Origin of the sequence: Paractinoplanes hotanensis (genome assembly GCF_023717965.1) — a bacterium.
Lineage (GTDB): Bacteria > Actinomycetota > Actinomycetes > Mycobacteriales > Micromonosporaceae > Actinoplanes > Actinoplanes polyasparticus.
On the sequence record NZ_JAMQOL010000085.1, the window covers coordinates 21,308 to 38,890 of the forward strand.

General features: G+C 70.3%; 15 protein-coding genes. 8 read left to right on the forward strand and 7 right to left on the reverse strand.

All coding sequences use genetic code 11. The features are described from left to right. Positions 1–101: 101 nt before the first annotated feature. From LXN57_RS45710 to LXN57_RS45720, 3 genes are read left to right on the forward strand one after another with little or no spacing between them, the layout of a single operon-like run. Positions 102–2,858, forward strand: coding sequence for a cation-translocating P-type ATPase (locus LXN57_RS45710; RefSeq protein WP_251804587.1), 2,757 nt, complete (start codon positions 102–104; stop codon positions 2,856–2,858). Continuing rightward, positions 2,855–3,868 (forward strand): type I glyceraldehyde-3-phosphate dehydrogenase, encoded by a 1,014-nt coding sequence (gene gap, locus LXN57_RS45715; RefSeq protein WP_251804588.1) that lies wholly within the window; start codon positions 2,855–2,857, stop codon positions 3,866–3,868. Before LXN57_RS45710 ends, gap begins: the two co-directional genes overlap by 4 nt. Positions 3,869–3,872: 4 nt before the next feature. Then, a complete protein-coding gene (locus tag LXN57_RS45720) occupies positions 3,873–4,487 on the forward strand; it encodes a CBS domain-containing protein (protein ID WP_251804589.1) in 615 nt (204 codons plus the stop codon). 57 nt (positions 4,488–4,544) lie between these two features. On the opposite strand, the gene LXN57_RS45725 is transcribed toward LXN57_RS45720, so the two are convergent. The 6 genes from LXN57_RS45725 to ppdK all read right to left on the reverse strand — a co-directional run bounded on the left by LXN57_RS45725 (position 4,545) and on the right by ppdK (position 13,092). Continuing rightward, positions 4,545–5,351, reverse strand: coding sequence for a universal stress protein (locus tag LXN57_RS45725; RefSeq protein WP_251804590.1), 807 nt, complete (start codon positions 5,349–5,351; stop codon positions 4,545–4,547). Between the two features lie 16 nt (positions 5,352–5,367). Continuing rightward, positions 5,368–6,234 carry a universal stress protein gene (locus tag LXN57_RS45730; protein ID WP_251804591.1) on the reverse strand — a complete coding sequence of 289 codons (867 nt, stop codon included), beginning with the start codon at positions 6,232–6,234 and terminating at the stop codon, positions 5,368–5,370. 19 nt (positions 6,235–6,253) lie between these two features. Then, on the reverse strand, positions 6,254–8,941 hold the full coding sequence (locus LXN57_RS45735; protein WP_251804592.1) for a bifunctional acetate--CoA ligase family protein/GNAT family N-acetyltransferase: 2,688 nt from the start codon (positions 8,939–8,941) through the stop codon (positions 6,254–6,256). Positions 8,942–8,952: 11 nt separating this feature from the next. Further along, positions 8,953–9,963 (reverse strand): alcohol dehydrogenase AdhP, encoded by a 1,011-nt coding sequence (gene adhP, locus LXN57_RS45740; RefSeq protein WP_251804593.1) that lies wholly within the window; start codon positions 9,961–9,963, stop codon positions 8,953–8,955. A 94-nt stretch (positions 9,964–10,057) separates the two neighbouring features. Continuing rightward, a complete protein-coding gene (locus LXN57_RS45745) occupies positions 10,058–10,426 on the reverse strand; it encodes a hypothetical protein (protein ID WP_251804594.1) in 369 nt (122 codons plus the stop codon). An 8-nt stretch (positions 10,427–10,434) separates the two neighbouring features. Further along, on the reverse strand, positions 10,435–13,092 hold the full coding sequence (gene ppdK / locus LXN57_RS45750) for a pyruvate, phosphate dikinase (protein WP_251804595.1): 2,658 nt from the start codon (positions 13,090–13,092) through the stop codon (positions 10,435–10,437). A 133-nt stretch (positions 13,093–13,225) separates the two neighbouring features. Between ppdK and LXN57_RS45755 the strand changes: the two genes are divergently transcribed. The 5 genes from LXN57_RS45755 to LXN57_RS45775 all read left to right on the forward strand — a co-directional run bounded on the left by LXN57_RS45755 (position 13,226) and on the right by LXN57_RS45775 (position 16,985). Then, entirely contained in the window at positions 13,226–14,266 is a 1,041-nt protein-coding gene (locus tag LXN57_RS45755; protein WP_251804596.1) for a zinc-dependent alcohol dehydrogenase family protein, read from the forward strand. Next, positions 14,263–14,907 (forward strand): SRPBCC family protein, encoded by a 645-nt coding sequence (locus LXN57_RS45760; RefSeq protein WP_251804597.1) that lies wholly within the window; start codon positions 14,263–14,265, stop codon positions 14,905–14,907. Before LXN57_RS45755 ends, LXN57_RS45760 begins: the two co-directional genes overlap by 4 nt. A gap of 112 nt (positions 14,908–15,019) precedes the next feature. Further along, entirely contained in the window at positions 15,020–15,514 is a 495-nt protein-coding gene (locus LXN57_RS45765) for a Crp/Fnr family transcriptional regulator (RefSeq protein WP_251804598.1), read from the forward strand. Further along, on the forward strand, positions 15,511–15,945 hold the full coding sequence (locus LXN57_RS45770) for a hypothetical protein (protein WP_251804599.1): 435 nt from the start codon (positions 15,511–15,513) through the stop codon (positions 15,943–15,945). Before LXN57_RS45765 ends, LXN57_RS45770 begins: the two co-directional genes overlap by 4 nt. A 134-nt stretch (positions 15,946–16,079) precedes the next feature. Next, complete coding sequence (locus tag LXN57_RS45775) at positions 16,080–16,985, forward strand: universal stress protein (protein WP_251804600.1); 906 nt, start codon at positions 16,080–16,082, stop codon at positions 16,983–16,985. Positions 16,986–17,001: 16 nt separating this feature from the next. On the opposite strand, the gene LXN57_RS45780 is transcribed toward LXN57_RS45775, so the two are convergent. Further along, positions 17,002–17,583 (reverse strand): NAD(P)(+) transhydrogenase (Re/Si-specific) subunit beta (locus LXN57_RS45780; RefSeq protein WP_251804601.1); only part of this gene is annotated, 582 nt, incomplete at its 5' end.

Sequence of the window (17,583 nt, forward strand, 5' to 3'; positions counted from 1 at the left end):
CTACGGTGCTCGGCCGGACCTGCCGGCAGCAGAGTCCAAAGACCTCCCTGAGGGCTCCCTCGGCCCTGCCCGAAGCGTTCCGGCGAGCCGACTCTGGAATCATGGACCAAGCACTGGCGCAATCCGAGCCGGTCAACGAGCGTCTGCCCCCGCCGGAACTCTTCCGGGACCTGCGCACCACGACGACGGGCCTCGGTACGCGGGAGGCGACGCGTCGCCTCGCCATGTACGGCCCCAACGAATTGACCCGCCGGACCCGCCCCCGGTGGCCCGGTCAGCTACTCGCCCAGTTCACGCAGCCGCTGGCGCTCTTGCTGATGCTGGCCGCCGTCCTGGCTTGGCTGGGCGGGACGCCCTCACTGGCGGTCGCGGTCGTGGCGGTCATCCTGCTGAACGCGGCCTTCGCCTTCGTCCAGGAGGTCCAGGCCGAACGAGCCGTCGAGGCTCTCGCCGCGTACCTGCCGGCCACCGCGCGAGTGCTTCGCGACAACGATCCGGCCGAAGTTCCCGCCCGTGAGCTGGTGCCGGGCGATGTGGTGATAGTCGGCGAGGGGGACCGGATCTGCGCCGACGCCCGGCTGATCGACGGCAGCCTCACGGTGGACATGTCGGCGCTCAACGGCGAATCGGTTCCGGTCAACCGCTCCGCGGACGCCGAGGCCGTGGCCGGGCCTCTGCTGGAGGCGGGCGAACTGGTCTTCAGCGGGACGGCCTGCGTGGCCGGTCAGGCTCACGCCGTCGTGACCCGGACGGGGATGCACACCGAGATCGGCCGCATCGCGGCGCTGTCCCAGCGGGGCCGGACCGAACCGAGCCCGTTGGAGCGTCAGGTCCGCCGGGCGACCTGGATCATCGCAGCGGTGGCCGTAGTCGCGGGAGCAGCGTTTCTACCGATCGGTGTCTTCGCCGGACTGGGCTGGGCCGCGGCGATCAGCTTCGCCATCGGGTTGCTCGTCGCCAACGTGCCCGAAGGTCTCCTGCCCACGATCACTCTGGCGCTGGCGGCGGGCGTGCGGGATCTGGCGCGGGGCGGCGCCGTGGTCAAACGGCTCTCGGCAGTGGAGACGCTCGGCTCGACCACGGTGATCTGCACCGACAAGACGGGCACACTGACCCGCAACCGTATGCAGGTGACCCGGCTGTGGCTGCACGGCAGCGAAATCGCCGTACCGGACGCCGCCGGCGACACCCGGGCGAGGCGACTCGCCCACACTGCGGCACTCTGCACCACCGCGGGCAACGGCGGCGCACAGGACCCGACTGAGGTGGCCCTGCTGCGGCTGGCGGAGACTCTCGGAGATCCCGTACGACCGCAGGAGCGAGACCGGGACCGGCGCGCGCTGTACTCGTTCGACGCACGGCTCAAACGCATGGCCACGCTCGACGGCAACGAGATCCATGTAAAGGGCGCCCTGGAGTCGGTGCTGCCGCTCTGCACGGGGGTGCTCGCTTCCTCGGGCGCGGTGGTGGCGCTGACTCCGCCGATTGAAGCCGATCTCGCCGCTACGGTCGACCGCTATGCGGCCGCCGGATTGCGGGTGCTGGCCATGGCCCACCGGGACGTCGGTCCGCAGGTCCCGACGAGCCGGGACGAGGCGGAAACCGGCCTGACCCTGCTCGGACTGGTCGCGATGGCCGATCCGCCCCGCCCCGAGGTGGCTGACGCGGTGGCGGCTGCGCACCGTGCCGGAATCCGGATCCACGTCATCACCGGTGACTACGGCCCGACCGCCGCCGAAATCGCGCGCCAGGTGGGCCTGCCCGGGCGGCGCATCGTCACCGGCGCCGAGGTGGAACGGCTCAGCGACGCCGGCCTGGACCGGCTGCTCGCCGGCAACGAGGAGATCGTCTTCGCGCGGTCCTCGCCGGAGGGCAAGCTGCGCATCTGCGAGGCGCTGCGAGCGGGCGGCCAGATCGTGGCCATGACCGGTGACGGCGTCAACGACGCGCCGGCGCTTCGACATGCTGACATCGGTGTCGCCATGGGACGGTCCGGCACCGATGTCGCCCGCGAAGCCGCGACCATGGTGCTCACCGACGACAACTTCGCGACGATCGTGCGCGCTGTCGACTCCGGCCGGCGGGTGTTCGACAACCTCCGCAAGTTCGTGCTCTACATCTTCGCCCACGCCGTACCCGAGGTCGTCCCCTTCCTGATCTTCGCTCTGTCCGGCGGCGCCGTGCCGCTGCCGCTGACGGTGCTGCAGATCCTCGCCATCGACCTGGGCACCGAGACCGTGCCGGCCCTGGCTCTCGGCCGTGAACAGGCCGAGCCCGGCACCATGGACCGTCCACCACGATCGGCCCGCGCCGGCGTCATCGACCGCCGGCTTCTGCTGCGGGCGTGGGGCCTGCTCGGCGTCGTCTCGGCCGTGCTGGTGATGGCCGGGTTCTTCGGCGTGCTTTGGCATGCGGGCTGGCGCCCCGGTGACCCGGTCGGCGCGGGATCCCCCTTGCACCACGCTTACCTGCAGGCCACCACGATGACCTTCGCCGGCATCGTGGCGTGCCAGGTCGGCACCGCATTCGCCGCGCGCACCGAACACGCGTCCCTGCGGTCGATCGGTTTGTGGACCAACAAGCTGTTGCTGGCCGGTATCGCGTTCGAGCTGGTCTTCGCGGCCGCGCTCATCTATCTGCCGCCCCTGCAAGCGGTCTTCGGCACAGCAGCCCTCACCGCTGGGCAACTGGTGGCACTGCTGCCCATGCCGCTGGCCGTCTGGGGAGTCGATGAGCTCTACCGGTGGCGTCAGCGGCGGGCCACGGAGGACCCGCCGGACAGGGCCCTTCGGCCCTGCCGTGCACGGGCCGGTGGCGAAACGCTGGGTGTATCGACGACACATGGAGGACAACGATGACCTACCGCATCGCGATCAACGGGTTCGGCCGCATCGGCCGCAACTACCTGCGCCGGTTGACCGAGGAGAGGTTCCGCGGCAGCGGCCTCGAGGTGGTGGCGATCAATGACCTGTACGACGCGGCCACCCTCGCGCACCTGGTCGAGTACGACTCGACGTTCGGTCGGCTCGACGCCGAGGTCGGCGTCACCGACGACGACCTGATCGTCGGCCGGCAACGCATCCCGACGTTCAGCCGGCGTACACCCGAAGAATTGCCCTGGGCCGAGCTCGGCGTCGATCTGGTGATCGAGTCGACCGGCAAGCTGCGTTCGCGCGACGACGCGGCGCTGCATCTCAAGGCGGGCGCGGGCCGCGTCCTCATCTCCTCTCCCGGTAAGGGCGTCGACGCGACGCTGGTGCCCGGTGTCAACGCCGACACCTACGACCCCGCCCGGCACCAGATCATCTCCGCGGCCTCGTGCACCACGAACTGCGTGGCGCCGTTGGTCAAGGTGCTGCACGAGGCGTTCGGGATCGAGCGTGGCTTCCTGACCACCGTGCACGCCTACACCAACGACCAGAACGTCCTCGACGCACCGCACAAGGACCCGCGCCGGGCACGCGCGGCGGCCGTCAACATCATTCCGACCAGCACCGGGGCGGCCAAGGCGGTCGGGCTCGTGCTGCCCGAGTTGGCCGGACGCCTCGACGGTGTGGCCCTGCGCGTGCCCGTGATCGACGGGTCCATCAGCGACCTGACCCTCGAGCTGGCCACCGACGTGACCGCGGACCGGATCAACGAGGTTGTCGCCTCGGCCGCCGCCGGACCGAAGTTGCGGGACATCATCCGCTACACCGAGGCTCCGCTGGTCTCTTCCGACATCGTCGGGGATCCCGCTTCCTGCGTGTTCGACGCCCGCCTCACACAGGCGCAGGGACGGCTGGCCAAGGTGTTCGGCTGGTACGACAACGAGTGGGGCTACACCAGCCGGCTCGTCGACCTGACGCTGCAGTTGGCCGGGAGGTGACGTCATGCGCGCCAAGGACATCATGTCGAGCCCCGTGCATACCGTTTCCCAGACTGCCTCGGTGGAGGCCGCGGCCGCGCTGATGACGGCGAAGTCCGTGACCGCGCTGCCGGTGGTCGACGACGACGAGCGCCTGGTCGGGATGGTGAGTGAGAGCGATCTGCTCTGGCACCGGGTGCCCTCCGACCCGACCTCGCAACTGCGGCCGCGGCCGGACACGGACCCCGCCGACCGGCCCGGCATGGTGATGGAGGTCATGGCGACGTATCCGCTGGCGACCATGCCGAACATGGATGTCGCCGACGTGGCCGAGGCGATGCTGGAGCATGATGTGCGCAGCCTGCCGGTCCTTGACGACGGCGCTCTGGTGGGCATCGTGAGCCGCCGTGACATCCTGCGGACGATGGTGCGTACCGACGCGGTGCTGGCCGCCGACGTTCAGCAACGCCTGGATGAGTACAGGGACGGCGAATCCCGTTGGGTGGCGACAGCCGAAGGTGGCATCGTCACCGTGACGGGCGGATTCGAGGACGAGACCGAGCAGGCGATCGTGACAGTGCTGGCGCGCACGGTGCCGGGCGTCTCCGGGGTCCGGACGAGCCAGCCGTCGGCTTCGTGAACAGAGTCGGAATCAAGCGAAGGGCGGCACCGACGGGTGCCGCCCTTCACCGTGGTGCTATCGGTGTCTGGCGATCAGGACCGGGCAGGCGGCCTGCCGGAGCAGGTGTAACCCCGTCGATCCCAGCAGCGCCGCGCGAACCGGGCCACGGCCCCGGCTGCCGACAACCACCAGCCGGGCGCCGTTGGAGGCCTCGACCAGCGCCGCCGCCGGGGCCGCACATGTCAGCCGCGCCTCGACGGCGACGTTTGGATACTTCTCGCGCCACGGCGCCAGGTCTTGCTCGATCAGCGTCGTATCAGCGGGGGCACGCTCGGGCGTCCGCACCACCACGAGCCGGCTCGCCCGGATCGCCGCGGCTTCGAATGCGCTGCCGAGCACGTATTCGGCCGCAGGCGAGTCGTCGATTCCCACGACAACCGGCCCGTCGGGGGCCGATCGGCCGCGGACGACGGCGACCGGGCACGACGCGTGTCCGGCGACCCGCTCGCTGACCGAACCCAGGAGCATGCCCGCGAAGCCACCGCGTCCGCGGTGACCGAGCACGAGGAGCTGAGCGTCACGCGTGGCGTCCGTCAAGATCTCCGCCGGATGCCCGAGCAGCGTGTCGGATCGGACGGCGAGCTCTGGGGCGATCTCCCTCGCTCGTCGTGCGGCGGCGCCGACCAAGGCGTTCCCCGACGCCCAGATGACCTCGACATAGGTCTGGCCGGACAACTCGTGGGAGGCGACCGGCTTCCACTCGAGAACATGCACGATGCGCAGGGGCGCACGACGACGCCGGGCCTCGTCCACCGCCCAGTCGAGAGCGGCCTCGGCCGGGGCGGCGCCGTCGATACCCACGAGAACGGGAGAGCCGGTCATGGCGGGCGTCCCTTCGTCAGCTCGTGGTCTCGTGCGCGACCACTACCGGACACGAGGAGTGGCGCAACAGGTGCTGGCTCACCGAGCCGAGGAGCAAGCCGCGCAGCGAACCGCGACCGTGTGTGCCTACCACGAGCAGCCCGGCGGTTCGGCTCTCGTCGGTGAGCATCGCGGCTGGATGCTCGATCACCGCGTGAGTCGTGACGTGCACTTGCGGGAACTTCTGGCACCAGCCGTTGACGAGTTCGTCGAACGGATGACGCAGGCCGGCGGGCACCGTTCCGGCGGACACCGGCGAGGCGTCCCAGATCCCGGCAGCCGGAGGCCAGGCCCGGATGACGCGCAGACCGGTACCCCGGGCGGCTGCCTGATCGAACGCGACCCCGAGGACGGCGTGCGAGGCCGGCGACTCGTCGATGCCGGCCACGACCGGACCGTGCGCGTCCGGACGCCCGCGCACCACCACGACCGGGCAGTGCGCGTGCGCGCTGACTGCGACGCTGACCGAACCGAGCAGGCCCGACACGGCGCTGTATCCGTGTGAGCCCACGACGACCAGGTCCGCACCCCGGGAACGGTCGATCAGCGTCAACGCCGCCCCGGCGTCGCGGGTGACGGCGGTCGTGCGCACCTCGGGATGGGTCTCTGCCGCCGCTGCGACAGCCTTCGCCAGGGCGTCGTCGATGGCCCGGCGGATCTGCTCCTCGGGCAGGACGGCCGGGGACGGGATCATCGAGGCCGCCGGAGCCCAGGCCGGCCACTCGTAGGCGTAGAGGAACTCCACCGTCGCCCCGGTGCGGGCCGCCTCATCCAGAGCCCAGTCGGCGGCCACCTTCGATCGTGGTGAACGGTCGTATCCGACGATGATCTTCCTGGTGATCATGACGGCCTCCTTCAAGGCGCTACGTGGCACGGAGTGTGCGCAACGTGGGATCCGGCTCGCTGCCGGCCGCCGCGAGGCGCATCTTCGCGTCCACCGCGACGACACCGTCCGGGCCGGCGAGCACAGGGTTGAGGTCGAGCTCGGCGATCTCGGGAAAGTCCTCGGCGAGACGGCCGATGCGCAACAACAGGTCCTCGAGCGCGGTCGTGTCGACCGCTGCGGCACCCCGGTAGCCGGTGAGCAGCGGTGCGGCCCGGAGGCTGCGCCACATCCGGCCCGCGTCCAGATCGGTCATCGGCACCAGACGCAGTGCCCGGTCGCCGAGCAGGTCGGTCTGCACCCCGCCCAGCCCGAGGAGCACCACCGAGCCGAACAGCGGGTCGTGCGCGACACCGGCGACCAGTTCGACCGCCTCGGTCCTCTGGTGCTGGACGAGCACCCCGGCGTCCGGGCGGCCACCGGCGGCGGCAACCGCGCCGAAGGCGTCGCGGACCTGCTGCTGTCCCGTCAAGCCGAGACGTACACCGCCGGAGTCGGTCTTGTGTACCAGGTCGGGATCGGCGGACTTGAGCACCACCGGGTAGCCGACGCGCTCCGCCGCGGCGACCGCCTGGCCGGCCGACCGGGACAGCAGGGCCGGCTCCACACTGATGCCGTAGGCCGCGAGGATCCGGGTCGTCCGTTCGTAGCCCTGCCAGCCACCCCCGGTCGCCAGGGCGTCATCCACGATGGCACGCGCCCGTTCGCTGCGAATGCCGGTCAGGTCGGGGCGGCCGCCCAACGGCTGCCGGCGCCATTGCGCATACCGGGCGCTGTGGGCCAGCGCTTGAACAGCCCGTTCCGGCAGGTCGTAGACCGGCGCACCACGTGTGCCGAGACGGACTACGGGAGCCGGGGCTCCGATCATGACGGCGGCGATCGTCAATTCGGGAGAACGGTCGGCGACCGAGCCCAGAGCGGTCAGGATTCCGGCCGCATCGTTGGCGCGCGTCGCGATCAGGATCAGCAGCAGCATGTCGGTCTCACCGGAGTCGGCCACCGCGGCGACGGCCTCGGCGAAGGCGGACGCGGAAGCTCCGGCGCCCAGATCTATCGGGTTGTCAGAACTCGCGGTGCCGCCCACAGCAGTCGCGAGCTGGTCGCGTACAGCTCGGCTCAATGACGGCACCGTGAGCCCGGCGGCTTCGGCGGCGTCAGCGGCGAGCACGTTGAGGCCACCCGCGTTGCCGACGATGGCCAGACGGTTGCCGGCAGGCAGGGGCTGGCCGGTGAGCATGCGGGCAGCGTCCAGGAGTTCGCCGAGCCCACCGGGCCGGACGACACCGGCCTGCGCGAACAAAGCGTCGACGGTTGCGGCCGGAGCCGCCGCAGCGGCGGTGTGCGACGCGCCGGCCCGGCGGCCGGAGTCCGAACGACCGCTCTTCAGGGCCAGAACCGGTTTGCGGCGACCCAAGGCGCGCACCGTCCGGGCGAACTTGCGCGGGTTGCCGAAGGACTCGAGGTAGAGCGCGACAACCCGGGTGGCCGGATCGTCGTACCAGTAGGCGATGAGGTCGTTGCCGCTGACGTCCGCCTTGTTGCCGAGCGAGACGAAGCTGGAGATGCCGTAGCCGTCCCGCGTGGCGTGCTCGAGCAGCGCGATGCCGACGGCGCCCGACTGCGCCGCTACGGCCAGCCCACCCGCGGGTGGCACAGTCGGCGCGAAACTCGCGTTCAGCCTGACGCGCGGGTCGGTGTTCACGACACCCAGGCAGTTCGGGCCGACCAGGCGGATGCTGTGCCGGCGAGCGAGCTCGACCAGTTCGTGCTGCTGCCGGCGGCCGTCGGGTCCGGTCTCGCCGAAGCCCGCGCTGAGGATGACGGCGGCCCGCACGCCGACCGCAGCCCCCTCGGCGAGCACGCCGGGGACCTGATCGGCCGGGACGGCGACCACGAGCAGGTCGACCGGGGCCGGCAACTCCTTCACCGAGCGGCAGGCGGCGATCCCGGCGACGTCGCGGCCGCTGCGGTTGACGACGTGGAGGCGGCCGCCGAAGCCGTACTCGCTCAACGCCCGGGCGGTTTCGTGACCGACACCGCCGGCACGGTGACCGGCGCCCACGACGGCAACCGAGCTGGGTGACAGAAGGGCGTGCAGGGAGGCCCGCTCGGCCACGCGGTCACGTGCGTCCACGGTCTCGTTCTCGTCGTCCGTGCCGACCCCGACGTCGATCACGCCGTCACCGAACCGGGACCAGGCGCGCGCGTTCAGGTCGTGCGCGACCCGGAGCATGGCCATATTGGCCGGCAGCACCTCGCCGACGAGCTCCTGAATGCCTTGCCGGTGGGCCAGGACGGCGAGGTGCTCCAGCAACAGGGTGCCGACGCCGCGGCCGTGATGGGCATCGGCGACGAAGACCGCGAACTCGGCCTGATGGGAGATGTCATCCGTACGATCGCAGGCCGCCACACCGATCACCGCGTCGCCGTCGAGCGCCAGGACAGCGAGGTGCCGGGCACTCTGTGGACGGCAGAGACGATCGACCTCCGAATCGATGGAGGGGCCGCTCGGCACGGCGAAGAACCGCAGGCGGAGGCTCTCCGGACTGCCGGACTGATAGAGGGCGGTCAGCCCTGGACGGTCGTCCGGCCGCACCGGCCGAACCGCGACGATTCCGCCGTCCGAGGTGAGGACGTGGGCCGTGGTGCCGGGGTCGGTGCGGTGCATGGCGGCTCCGTTCAGGGCAGAAGGACCAGGCGAGCCGGAACCCGACTGTGCAGGACGTCTTCGATGGCCGCGTTGATGTCTTCGAGGCTGCGCGACTCGTAGAAGACTTTGGTGCGCCCGGCTGCATGCAGCCGGAAGACCTCGGCCAGGTCGGCGCGGGTGCCGACGATGGAGCCGATCACGGAGATGCCCTTGAGCACGGTCTGGAAGATCGGCAGCGACATGGCGTTGTCCTTGGGCAGCGACACCAGGATCAGCCGCCCGCCCCGGCGCAGCGACGCGTGCGCCTGTTCGAGAACCTGGGGATCGGCGGCCAGCACGACGGCGACGTCCGCGCCGCCGATCGCCTCGATCGCCGCGACCGGGTCGGTGGTGGCCGCATTGATCACGTGGGCCGCGCCGAGCTCCTTCGCCAGCGCCAGTTTCTCCTCGGTGACGTCGATCGCGATGGTCTCGCCGCCGAAGATCTGGGCGTACTGCTGGGCGAGGTGCCCGAGGCCGCCGATGCCGAAGATGGCGACCCGGTCGCCCGGTGTGACCCCGCCGACCTTGACGGCCTTGTACGTGGTGACGCCGGCACAGGTCAGCGGTGCGGCTTCGGCCGGGTCGATACCGTCGGGCACGGCAACCGCGTAGCGGGAGTCGGCGATCAGGTACTCGGCGTGCCCGCCGTCGATCGCGTATCCGGTGTTGAGCTGGCTCTCGCACAGCGTCTCCCAGCCGGTCAGACAGTATTCGCAGGTGCCGCAGGCCTGTCCGAGCCACGGGACAGCGACCCGGTCGCCCACCTCATGCTCGGTGACCCCGGGGCCGGTTTTTTCGACGATGCCGACGCCTTCGTGCCCGGGGACGAACGGCGGGGTGGGCTTGACAGGCCAGTCGCCGCGGGCCGCGTGGATGTCGGTGTGGCACAGACCGCTGGCCTCGATCCGCACCCGGATCTGGCCTTCCGCGGGTTCCGGAAGGGGGATCTGCTTGACTTCCAGCGGTTGGTCGAAGCTGGTGACGACGGCTGCTCGCATCGGGTTTCTCCTTGGTTCGGTTACCTTCCAGGGTTGTCGGCGGGCGACCGGTCCGGCAGGGCCATCAGACCCTGCCGGACCGGGACTTGCCTCCTCACCTGTGCCGCGGCCGACGAGGCTTGGTGTCGACGACGAGCGGATGGGCGCCGAGCAGGTGGGCCCACCACGGGCGGTGTGCGTCCGACCGTAACCTGGGCGTGCCCGTGCCCTTGACGCTGACCCAGCCGCCGGGGCCCATGGTCACGGCCCCGATCGCCGTCCGGCGCCGGCTCGCCGCGACAGCGGTCACGGCGACGGCGGAGAAGGCGAGCAAAGCGCCGGCCAGCCCGGTGAGATCGATGACGGGACGGAACACCACGCGGTCGCGCTCGATGATCCACGCTCCGACCGGCCGATCACGATCGAGGACGGGGACGACGGTCGCCGGCGGCGGGGCAGGGCGCTCGGCTAGAGATGTGCTCATCGCGATGCCTATCGGCTGTCGGAGGACGACGCGGAACCTGCGGCCCGGCCCGCCTCCAGCCGGGCGATCGGCACCCGGAACGGAGAGCAGGACACGTAGTCGAGCCCGGCGTCATGGAAGAACCGCACCGATGCGGGGTCGCCACCGTGCTCGCCGCAGACACCGACTGTCAGGCCGGGCCGGGCGGCCCGGCCGCGGGTCACGGCGATGCGGACCAGTTCGCCCACCCCGTCGGCGTCGATTGTCTCGAAGGGCGAGACACCGAAAATGCCCAGCTCCAGATAGCGACTGAAGAACGCCCCCTCCACATCGTCACGCGAGAAACCCCACGTCATCTGGGTGAGGTCGTTGGTGCCGAACGAGAAGAACTCGGCGGCGCCGGCGATCTGCCCGGCGATCAAGGCGGCCCGGGGCACCTCGATCATCGTGCCGATGCGGATCGGCGGAGCGCCGGGCACACTCGCCAGGACAGCTTCGGCCTCCGCGCGTACGGTCTCCAACTCTTGAACCGCACCGACCAGCGGGATCATCACCTCCGGCTGCGGGTCACCGCCCGCGGCGATCCGAGCCGCCGCCGCCTCGGCGATGGCCTGGACCTGCATGGCGAACAGGCCGGGGATGACCAGACCGAGTCGCACTCCGCGCAGGCCCAGCATCGGGTTGGCCTCATGCATCCGGCGGACGGCAGCCAGCAGCACAGTGTCACGTCCCGCGTCCTCGCCGAGCGCCTCGGCGCGGGCGACCCGGGCGGTCAACTCCTCCAACGGCGGCAGGAACTCGTGCAGCGGCGGGTCGATCAGCCGGACCGTGACCGGCAGACCGTCCATGGCGGCGAAAAGCTCCTCGAAGTCGGCGCGCTGCAACGGCAGCAGGGCCGCGAGCGCCTCCTCCCGTCCGGCGTCGTCCTCGGCCAGGATCAGCCGCTCGACCAGCACACGCCGGTCACCGAGAAACATGTGCTCGGTGCGGCACAGGCCGACGCCGGTCGCGCCGAAGCGGCGAGCGCGGGTGGCGTCCGGCCCGGTGTCGGCGTTGGCGTGCACGCCGAGCGTCGCCACGTGATCGGCGTGGATCATGAGGCGTTCGATCGCGGCGAGCAACGGGTCGCCGTACGCGCTCAGCTCACCTTCGAAATAGCGCACCACCTTGGACGGGTGCACCGGGACCGCGCCGGCGTAGACCCGGCCGGTGGAGCCGTCGATCGAGATGGTGTCGCCGGCGTGCAGCGCACGGCCGTTGATGGTCAGCTCGTCGTCCTCGATCCGCAGCTCGTCGGCGCCGCAGACACACGTCTTGCCCATGCCGCGGGCGACGACCGCGGCATGCGAGGTCTTGCCACCCCGGCTGGTCAGGATGCCCTGGGCGGCGATCATGCCGGGCAGGTCGTCCGGGTTGGTCTCGCGCCTGACCAGGATGACCGGGCCGGTGGCCGCGGCGGCCGCGGCGGAGTCGAAGACGATGGCGCCGACAGCCGCTCCCGGGGAGGCCGGCACGCCCGTCGTCAGCGGCTGGGGCGCCGCATCCTGGTCGAAGCTGGGGAACATCAGCTGGGCGAGCTGTTCGCCGCTCACCCGCTGCAGAGCCTCGTCGAGGGTGATGGTGCCCTCGTCGACCAGTTGCGCGGCGATGACGAACGCGGCGGCCGGGGTGCGCTTGCCGACCCGGGTCTGCAGCATCCACAGCTTGCCGTTCTCGATGGTGAACTCGATGTCGCACAGGTCGCGGTAGCGCTGCTCGAGGCGTTCCATGATGGAGAGCAGCTGCCGGTAGGCGGACGGGTCGATGGCGCTCAGCTCGGACAGACTGACCGTGTTGCGGATGCCGGCGACCACGTCCTCGCCCTGGGCGTTACGCAGGTAGTCGCCGTAGACGCCGCGCCGGCCGGTGGCCGGGTCGCGAGTGAAGGCCACGCCGGTTCCCGAGTTCTCACCTCGGTTTCCGAAGACCATGGCCATGACGTTGACGGCGGTCCCCAAGTCGTGCGGGATGCGTTCCTTGCGCCGGTAGATCTGGGCGCGCTCGGCGTTCCACGACCGGAAGACCGCCATGATGGACAGATAGAGCTGCTCGTGCACGGCCTGCGGGAAGTCCCGCCCGGTGTGGCTGTGAAAGACCTTCTTGTACGCGTTGACAAGCTCTCGCAACTGCGCGGCCGTCAACTCTGCGTCGGTGCGTACGCCCGCGGCGTCCCGTGCGTGGGCCAGCTCGGTCTCGAATTCGCTGCCGGGCATGTCGAACACGGTCCGCCCGAACATCTGGATCAGGCGCCGGTACGAGTCCCAGGCGAAACGCTCGTCCGACGTGTGCCGGGCCAGCCCGGCGACGGTGACGTCGTTCAGCCCGATGTCGAGAATCGTCTCCATCATGCCCGGCATCGAAAACTTGGCGCCCGAGCGCACCGACAGCAGCAGCGGGTCGTCGGCGTCACCGAAGGTCTTGCCGATCTGATTCTGGATCATCCGCAGGTGGTGTTCCACCTCGGCCAGCAACGCCGCGGGGGCCTCGCCGGTGTGCAGATAGTCCCGGCAGGCGTCCGTGGTGACGGTGAAGCCGGGCGGCACCGGCAGACCCATCCGGGTCATCTCGGCCAGGTTCGCTCCCTTGCCGCCGAGCAAGTCCTTGAGGTCCTTGTTGCCCTCGACGAAGTCGTACACGTATCTGGTCATGCCGGTCGCACCCCTTTCGTTACCTCGTTGGTAGCCCGGCTGAGGGCCCGGCCTGTAGGGCCGGACGTCCCTACTCGACGGGTCGCGACGAGACGAAGGTGAGAGTCCAGAACACCGGAGAGGGAGGACAGCCATGAGAGGACTTGTCTACGGCGGCCCGGGAAACCGGTCATGGACGGAGATCGCCGACCCCGTGATCACCGATCCCCGCGACGCGGTCATCAGGGTCGACACGGTCACGGTCTGCGGCACGGACCTGCACATCCTCGGCGGGGACGTGCCCGCGGTGGCATCGGGACGCGTGCTGGGGCACGAGGCTGTCGGCACGGTGGTCGAGACGGGCAGTGGAGTGTCGAGCCTGGCCGAGGGCGACCGGGTTCTGGCCTCGTGCATCTCCGCCTGCGGCATTTGCCGTTACTGCCGCCAGGGCGCGTACGGTCAGTGCCTGGGCGGCGGAGGATGGATCCTTGGGCATCTGATCGATGGCGTGCAGTCCGAATACGCCCGAATCCCGTACGCGGACCTGTCGACCTACAAGCTGCCCGAGCAGGTGAGTGACGAGTCCGCCGTCCTGCTGGCCGACATCCTGCCGACCTCGTACGAGGTCGGCGTGCTCAACGGCCAGGTGCAGCCCGGCGACACCGTGGTGGTCGTCGGGGCCGGCCCGATCGGTCTCGCGGCGGTGCTGACCGCGCGGCTCTACTCGCCCGCCCACATCGTGGTGATCGACAAGGCGGAGGCCCGGCTGCAGGCCGCGAAGTTGTTCGGCGCCGACACGACCGTGCTCGCGGGCACGCAGGATCCGCTGGCCGCCGTTCAAGCGCTGACCAAGGGGCTCGGCGCCGACGTGGTGATGGAGGCGGTGGGCTTCCCGGAGACCTTCGAGCTGTGCACGACGCTGGTGCGCCCCGGCGGCCGAATCGCCAACATCGGCGTCCACGGCAAGCCGGCCACCCTCCACCTGGAGGACCTCTGGATCCGCAACGTCACCATCACCACCGGCCTGGTCGACACGTCCTCGACGCCCCGGCTGCTCGACATGCTGGTCGCCGGTCAGCTCGACCTCGACCACATGATCACGCACCGGTTCGGCTTCGACGACTTCATGCAGGCCTACGACGTCTTCGCCGACGCCGCGCGCTCGGGCGCGCTCAAGGTGGTGGTATCACGATGAGGACCTGGATGCTGGTCGCCGCCGCGGGGATCGCGGCGGCGGCGGCCGCCGCCTCGCCGCCGGCGCGGCGCTACTGCCTGACCTGGGGCGCCTCTGAACAGGAGGCGGCCGAGCCGCTGCCCGGCGACGACCTGCTGGCGGGTGCCGCCGTGCAATCGACGCGGGCGATCGCCATCGGCGCCGAGCCGTGGGCTGTGTGGCCCTGGCTGGTGCAGATGGGCAGCGGTCGTGGCGGGGCCTACACCTACGACTGGATCGAGAACCTGCTCGGTCTCGACATGCACAGCGCCGACAAGATCCTCCCGGAGTTTCAGAAGCTGGCCGTCGGTGACGTCCTGCCGCTGGGCCCGGAGGATCCCCGCATGCGGGTCGAGATCTGTGACGAGAACCGGTCCCTGGTCTTCCGATCGACCGACGGCGCCTGGGTGTGGTCCTTCGTCCTGCGCCCGAAGGACGGCGGAACCAGGCTCATCAGCCGTAACCGGATCAGTCCACCGGACGGCCGCTTCTACTACGACCTGGTGATGGCCCAGGGCAGCCTGATCATGGAGCGCAAGATGCTGAAGGGCATCCGTCGGCGTGCCGAGAAGCTTCAGGCGGCGGGTCGATCGGCCCTGCCCCGGCCGGTCGTGAGTTCCTGAGGTTTCCCGGGAGAGCAGGGAACGACGACCGCCAGATTCTCACCCCGATGAGGCTGTTCGGCGAGGCGTAGGCCTTCCGCCGGCCGTGAATCATCCTGCGAGGTGTGCCGCCATGGCACCGTTGACCGTTTTCGATCTACTCACGCTGCACGACTTCGCCGGCGACCTGCCGGCCGGCTGGCTGCACCGGCTCGCAGTGGCCGGACGGCCGGTGTTCTATCGGGCCGGGACTCGCTTGTTCCGCGAGGACGCCGCCGCCGAACGGCTCTGGCTGGTGCACAGCGGACTGGTCGCGATCGACTTTCACGTGCCCGGCCGCGGTGACATCGTGATCGAGACCATCGGTCCGGGAGAGGTGCTGGGCTGGTCGTGGTTGCGGCCGCCGCACCGCTGGCATTTCGGCGCGGTCGTGGCCGACGACCTCCGCGCGGTCGAGCTCGACGCGCACGTCGTGCGGGAGCTGATGGCTGAGGCCCCCGACTTCGGCCTGGAGATCAGCGGCCGGCTCCTCGACGTCGTGGCCGGACGCCTCCAGTCCGCCCGCCACCGCCTCGTCGAGCTCTATGCCTATCCAGGCGACCCGACCCGACAGGAGGCCGAAGGATGACTGCGAACACCACTTCTCGCAAGCGCGCCGGAAGCCAACGGACGGGGTACGCCGTCGCGGCCGTCATCAATGCCGTCCTGCTGTACCTGATAAACGGCCGGCCCGGCTGGGAGGCGGTCCCCTTCCTCACCGGCGAGACGGAACGCGTCCTGACGTTGATGAATGTGTCCCTGCTGGCGGGCCTCGTCGCGAATCTGATCTATTTCGTCAGGCTCGAATCGTGGGTGGTTCCCGCCGGTGGAATCGTCACGACCGGAATCGGGCTGGCCGTCCTCATCGGGTTCTGGCACGTCTCGCCGTTCGACTTCGGAGCCGCGTCGTTGTGGACGCCGGCGGTGCGGATCCTGCTCGTTGTCGGCATCGTGGGGACCGTCATCGCCATTCCGGTGCAGATCGTGTCACTGATCGGCCGGATCCGGCGGCCGCGCTGAGCTTGTGCCGCGGCACCTGACGAAGCGGGGCCCGAAGGGTCCGGGCCGACGGTTCGGACCGGACCAACGGCCCTGTCCGGACGGGGCGCCAGGGGTTCTGATGGAGGAAGGCAACGGGTCCGGGGAGGCCGGCGATGAGTGATCTCGACAAGCTCCGAACGGAGCGGGAAGCCGTACGCGGAAGCGCAGTTCGTGGACGCGCCACAAGGTACAGCGAGGCGGTCGATCGCCTTCTCGGCGTCGCCGATTACAGCGCGACGCACCACATCATGCCGCGGCCCACGGTCGTGACGAAGACCGGCCTGGTCGTGGTGGGGGTGGACGACACCGCGACCAGCTACACGGCAGTCGATCACGCCACGATCGAGGCCGAGTTGCGCGGCTGGCGTCTGCGGCTCCTGCACGCTCAGCACTCGGACACCGGACGCGTACCGGCTCACGAGGAGGGCGCACGCCTACTGGAACGCATGACGGACCGCGTGCGCGCGTACTCGCCCACAGTTCCGGTCAGCAGCCGTCTGGTCATCGGTCCGGCGGCACGCTGCCTGCTGGCTGAGGCTCGCGACGCCGGTCTGATCGTGGTCGGACACCAGCACGGTCTGGCCGGTGCCGTGTTCGGCGTCAGCGTCGGCGACCGTGTGGCCACCGAGCACACCGGCGCCGTGCTGGTGGTGCGGATTCCGGGCTGGCCGACGGGATCCGGCTTCGGCTCGCGTCCGGTTGTGGCCGGCATCGACGGCGACGACAGCACGGTCTTCGCTTTCGCTCACGCCGAGGCCCGCGTGCGCGGCAGCGATCTCGTGCTCCTGCACGCGAGCCGGACGCCGCGGGTCGACCGGACGGAGACGATGGGCGGCGTGCACATGCGCTGGCGCTACGTTGCCGAGGATCCGGATGAGGCGCTGATCAAGGCTTCTGACAAGGCTGCGGCTCTCGTGATGGGCCGTCGAGGCCGGAGCGGCATCGCCGGGGCCCTGCTGGGATCGGTGAGCCGCTCGGTTGTCCAGCACGCGCACTGCCCGGTCTTCCTGGTCGGATGAGCGGCACGGGCCGGGCTCAGGGAGCGTACGCCGAGAGCCCGGCCAGCAGCGCGCTGAGTCCGGCTTTGGCGTCGGCGAACAGCATGGCGGTGCGGGGGTCGTTGTAGAGTTCGTTGTCGATGCCGGCGTAGCCGTGGCCGAGGGAGCGTTTGATGACGATCACGCTTTTGGCGTGGTCGACGTCGAGGATGGGCATGCCGGAGACGGGGTTGCCGGGTCGTCGGGCGGCGGGGTTGGTGACGTCGTTGGCGCCGATGACCAGTGCGACGTCGGTGCGGGGGAAGCCGGGGTTGCTTTGTTCGAGGTCGGTGAGTTGTTCGTAGGGGGCGTTGGCTTCGGCGAGTAGCACGTTCATGTGGCCGGGCATGCGTCCGGCGACCGGGTGGATCGCATACGAGACCTCGACTCCGCGTGCGGTGAGGGCTTGTGCGAGGGCGACGGCTTCGTGTTGTGCTTGGGCGGCGGCGAGTCCGTAGCCGGGGACGATGACCACCCGTGTGGCGTAGGCGAGTTGGATGGCGGCGTCGTCGGCGGTGATCTCACGGACCGGCAACGACCCCGGCCCGGGCCCGGCTGTGGCTGTGATGGTGTCGCCGGT

Bases quoted from the DNA above. Each gene is read 5' to 3' on its own strand.
- ppdK (WP_251804595.1), bottom strand. From the start codon at position 13,092: ATGACCAGATACGTGTACGACTTCGTCGAGGGCAACAAGGACCTCAAG.
- LXN57_RS45735 (WP_251804592.1), bottom strand. From the start codon at position 8,941: ATGCACCGCACCGACCCCGGCACCACGGCCCACGTCCTCACCTCGGAC.
- LXN57_RS45765 (WP_251804598.1), top strand. From the start codon at position 15,020: ATGGCACCGTTGACCGTTTTCGATCTACTCACGCTGCACGACTTCGCC.
- LXN57_RS45745 (WP_251804594.1), bottom strand. From the start codon at position 10,426: ATGAGCACATCTCTAGCCGAGCGCCCTGCCCCGCCGCCGGCGACCGTC.
- LXN57_RS45730 (WP_251804591.1), bottom strand. From the start codon at position 6,234: ATGATCACCAGGAAGATCATCGTCGGATACGACCGTTCACCACGATCG.
- LXN57_RS45710 (WP_251804587.1), top strand. From the start codon at position 102: ATGGACCAAGCACTGGCGCAATCCGAGCCGGTCAACGAGCGTCTGCCC.
- LXN57_RS45755 (WP_251804596.1), top strand. From the start codon at position 13,226: ATGAGAGGACTTGTCTACGGCGGCCCGGGAAACCGGTCATGGACGGAG.
- LXN57_RS45770 (WP_251804599.1), top strand. From the start codon at position 15,511: ATGACTGCGAACACCACTTCTCGCAAGCGCGCCGGAAGCCAACGGACG.
- adhP (WP_251804593.1), bottom strand. From the start codon at position 9,963: ATGCGAGCAGCCGTCGTCACCAGCTTCGACCAACCGCTGGAAGTCAAG.
- LXN57_RS45775 (WP_251804600.1), top strand. From the start codon at position 16,080: ATGAGTGATCTCGACAAGCTCCGAACGGAGCGGGAAGCCGTACGCGGA.
- LXN57_RS45760 (WP_251804597.1), top strand. From the start codon at position 14,263: ATGAGGACCTGGATGCTGGTCGCCGCCGCGGGGATCGCGGCGGCGGCG.
- LXN57_RS45725 (WP_251804590.1), bottom strand. From the start codon at position 5,351: ATGACCGGCTCTCCCGTTCTCGTGGGTATCGACGGCGCCGCCCCGGCC.
- gap (WP_251804588.1), top strand. From the start codon at position 2,855: ATGACCTACCGCATCGCGATCAACGGGTTCGGCCGCATCGGCCGCAAC.
- LXN57_RS45720 (WP_251804589.1), top strand. From the start codon at position 3,873: ATGCGCGCCAAGGACATCATGTCGAGCCCCGTGCATACCGTTTCCCAG.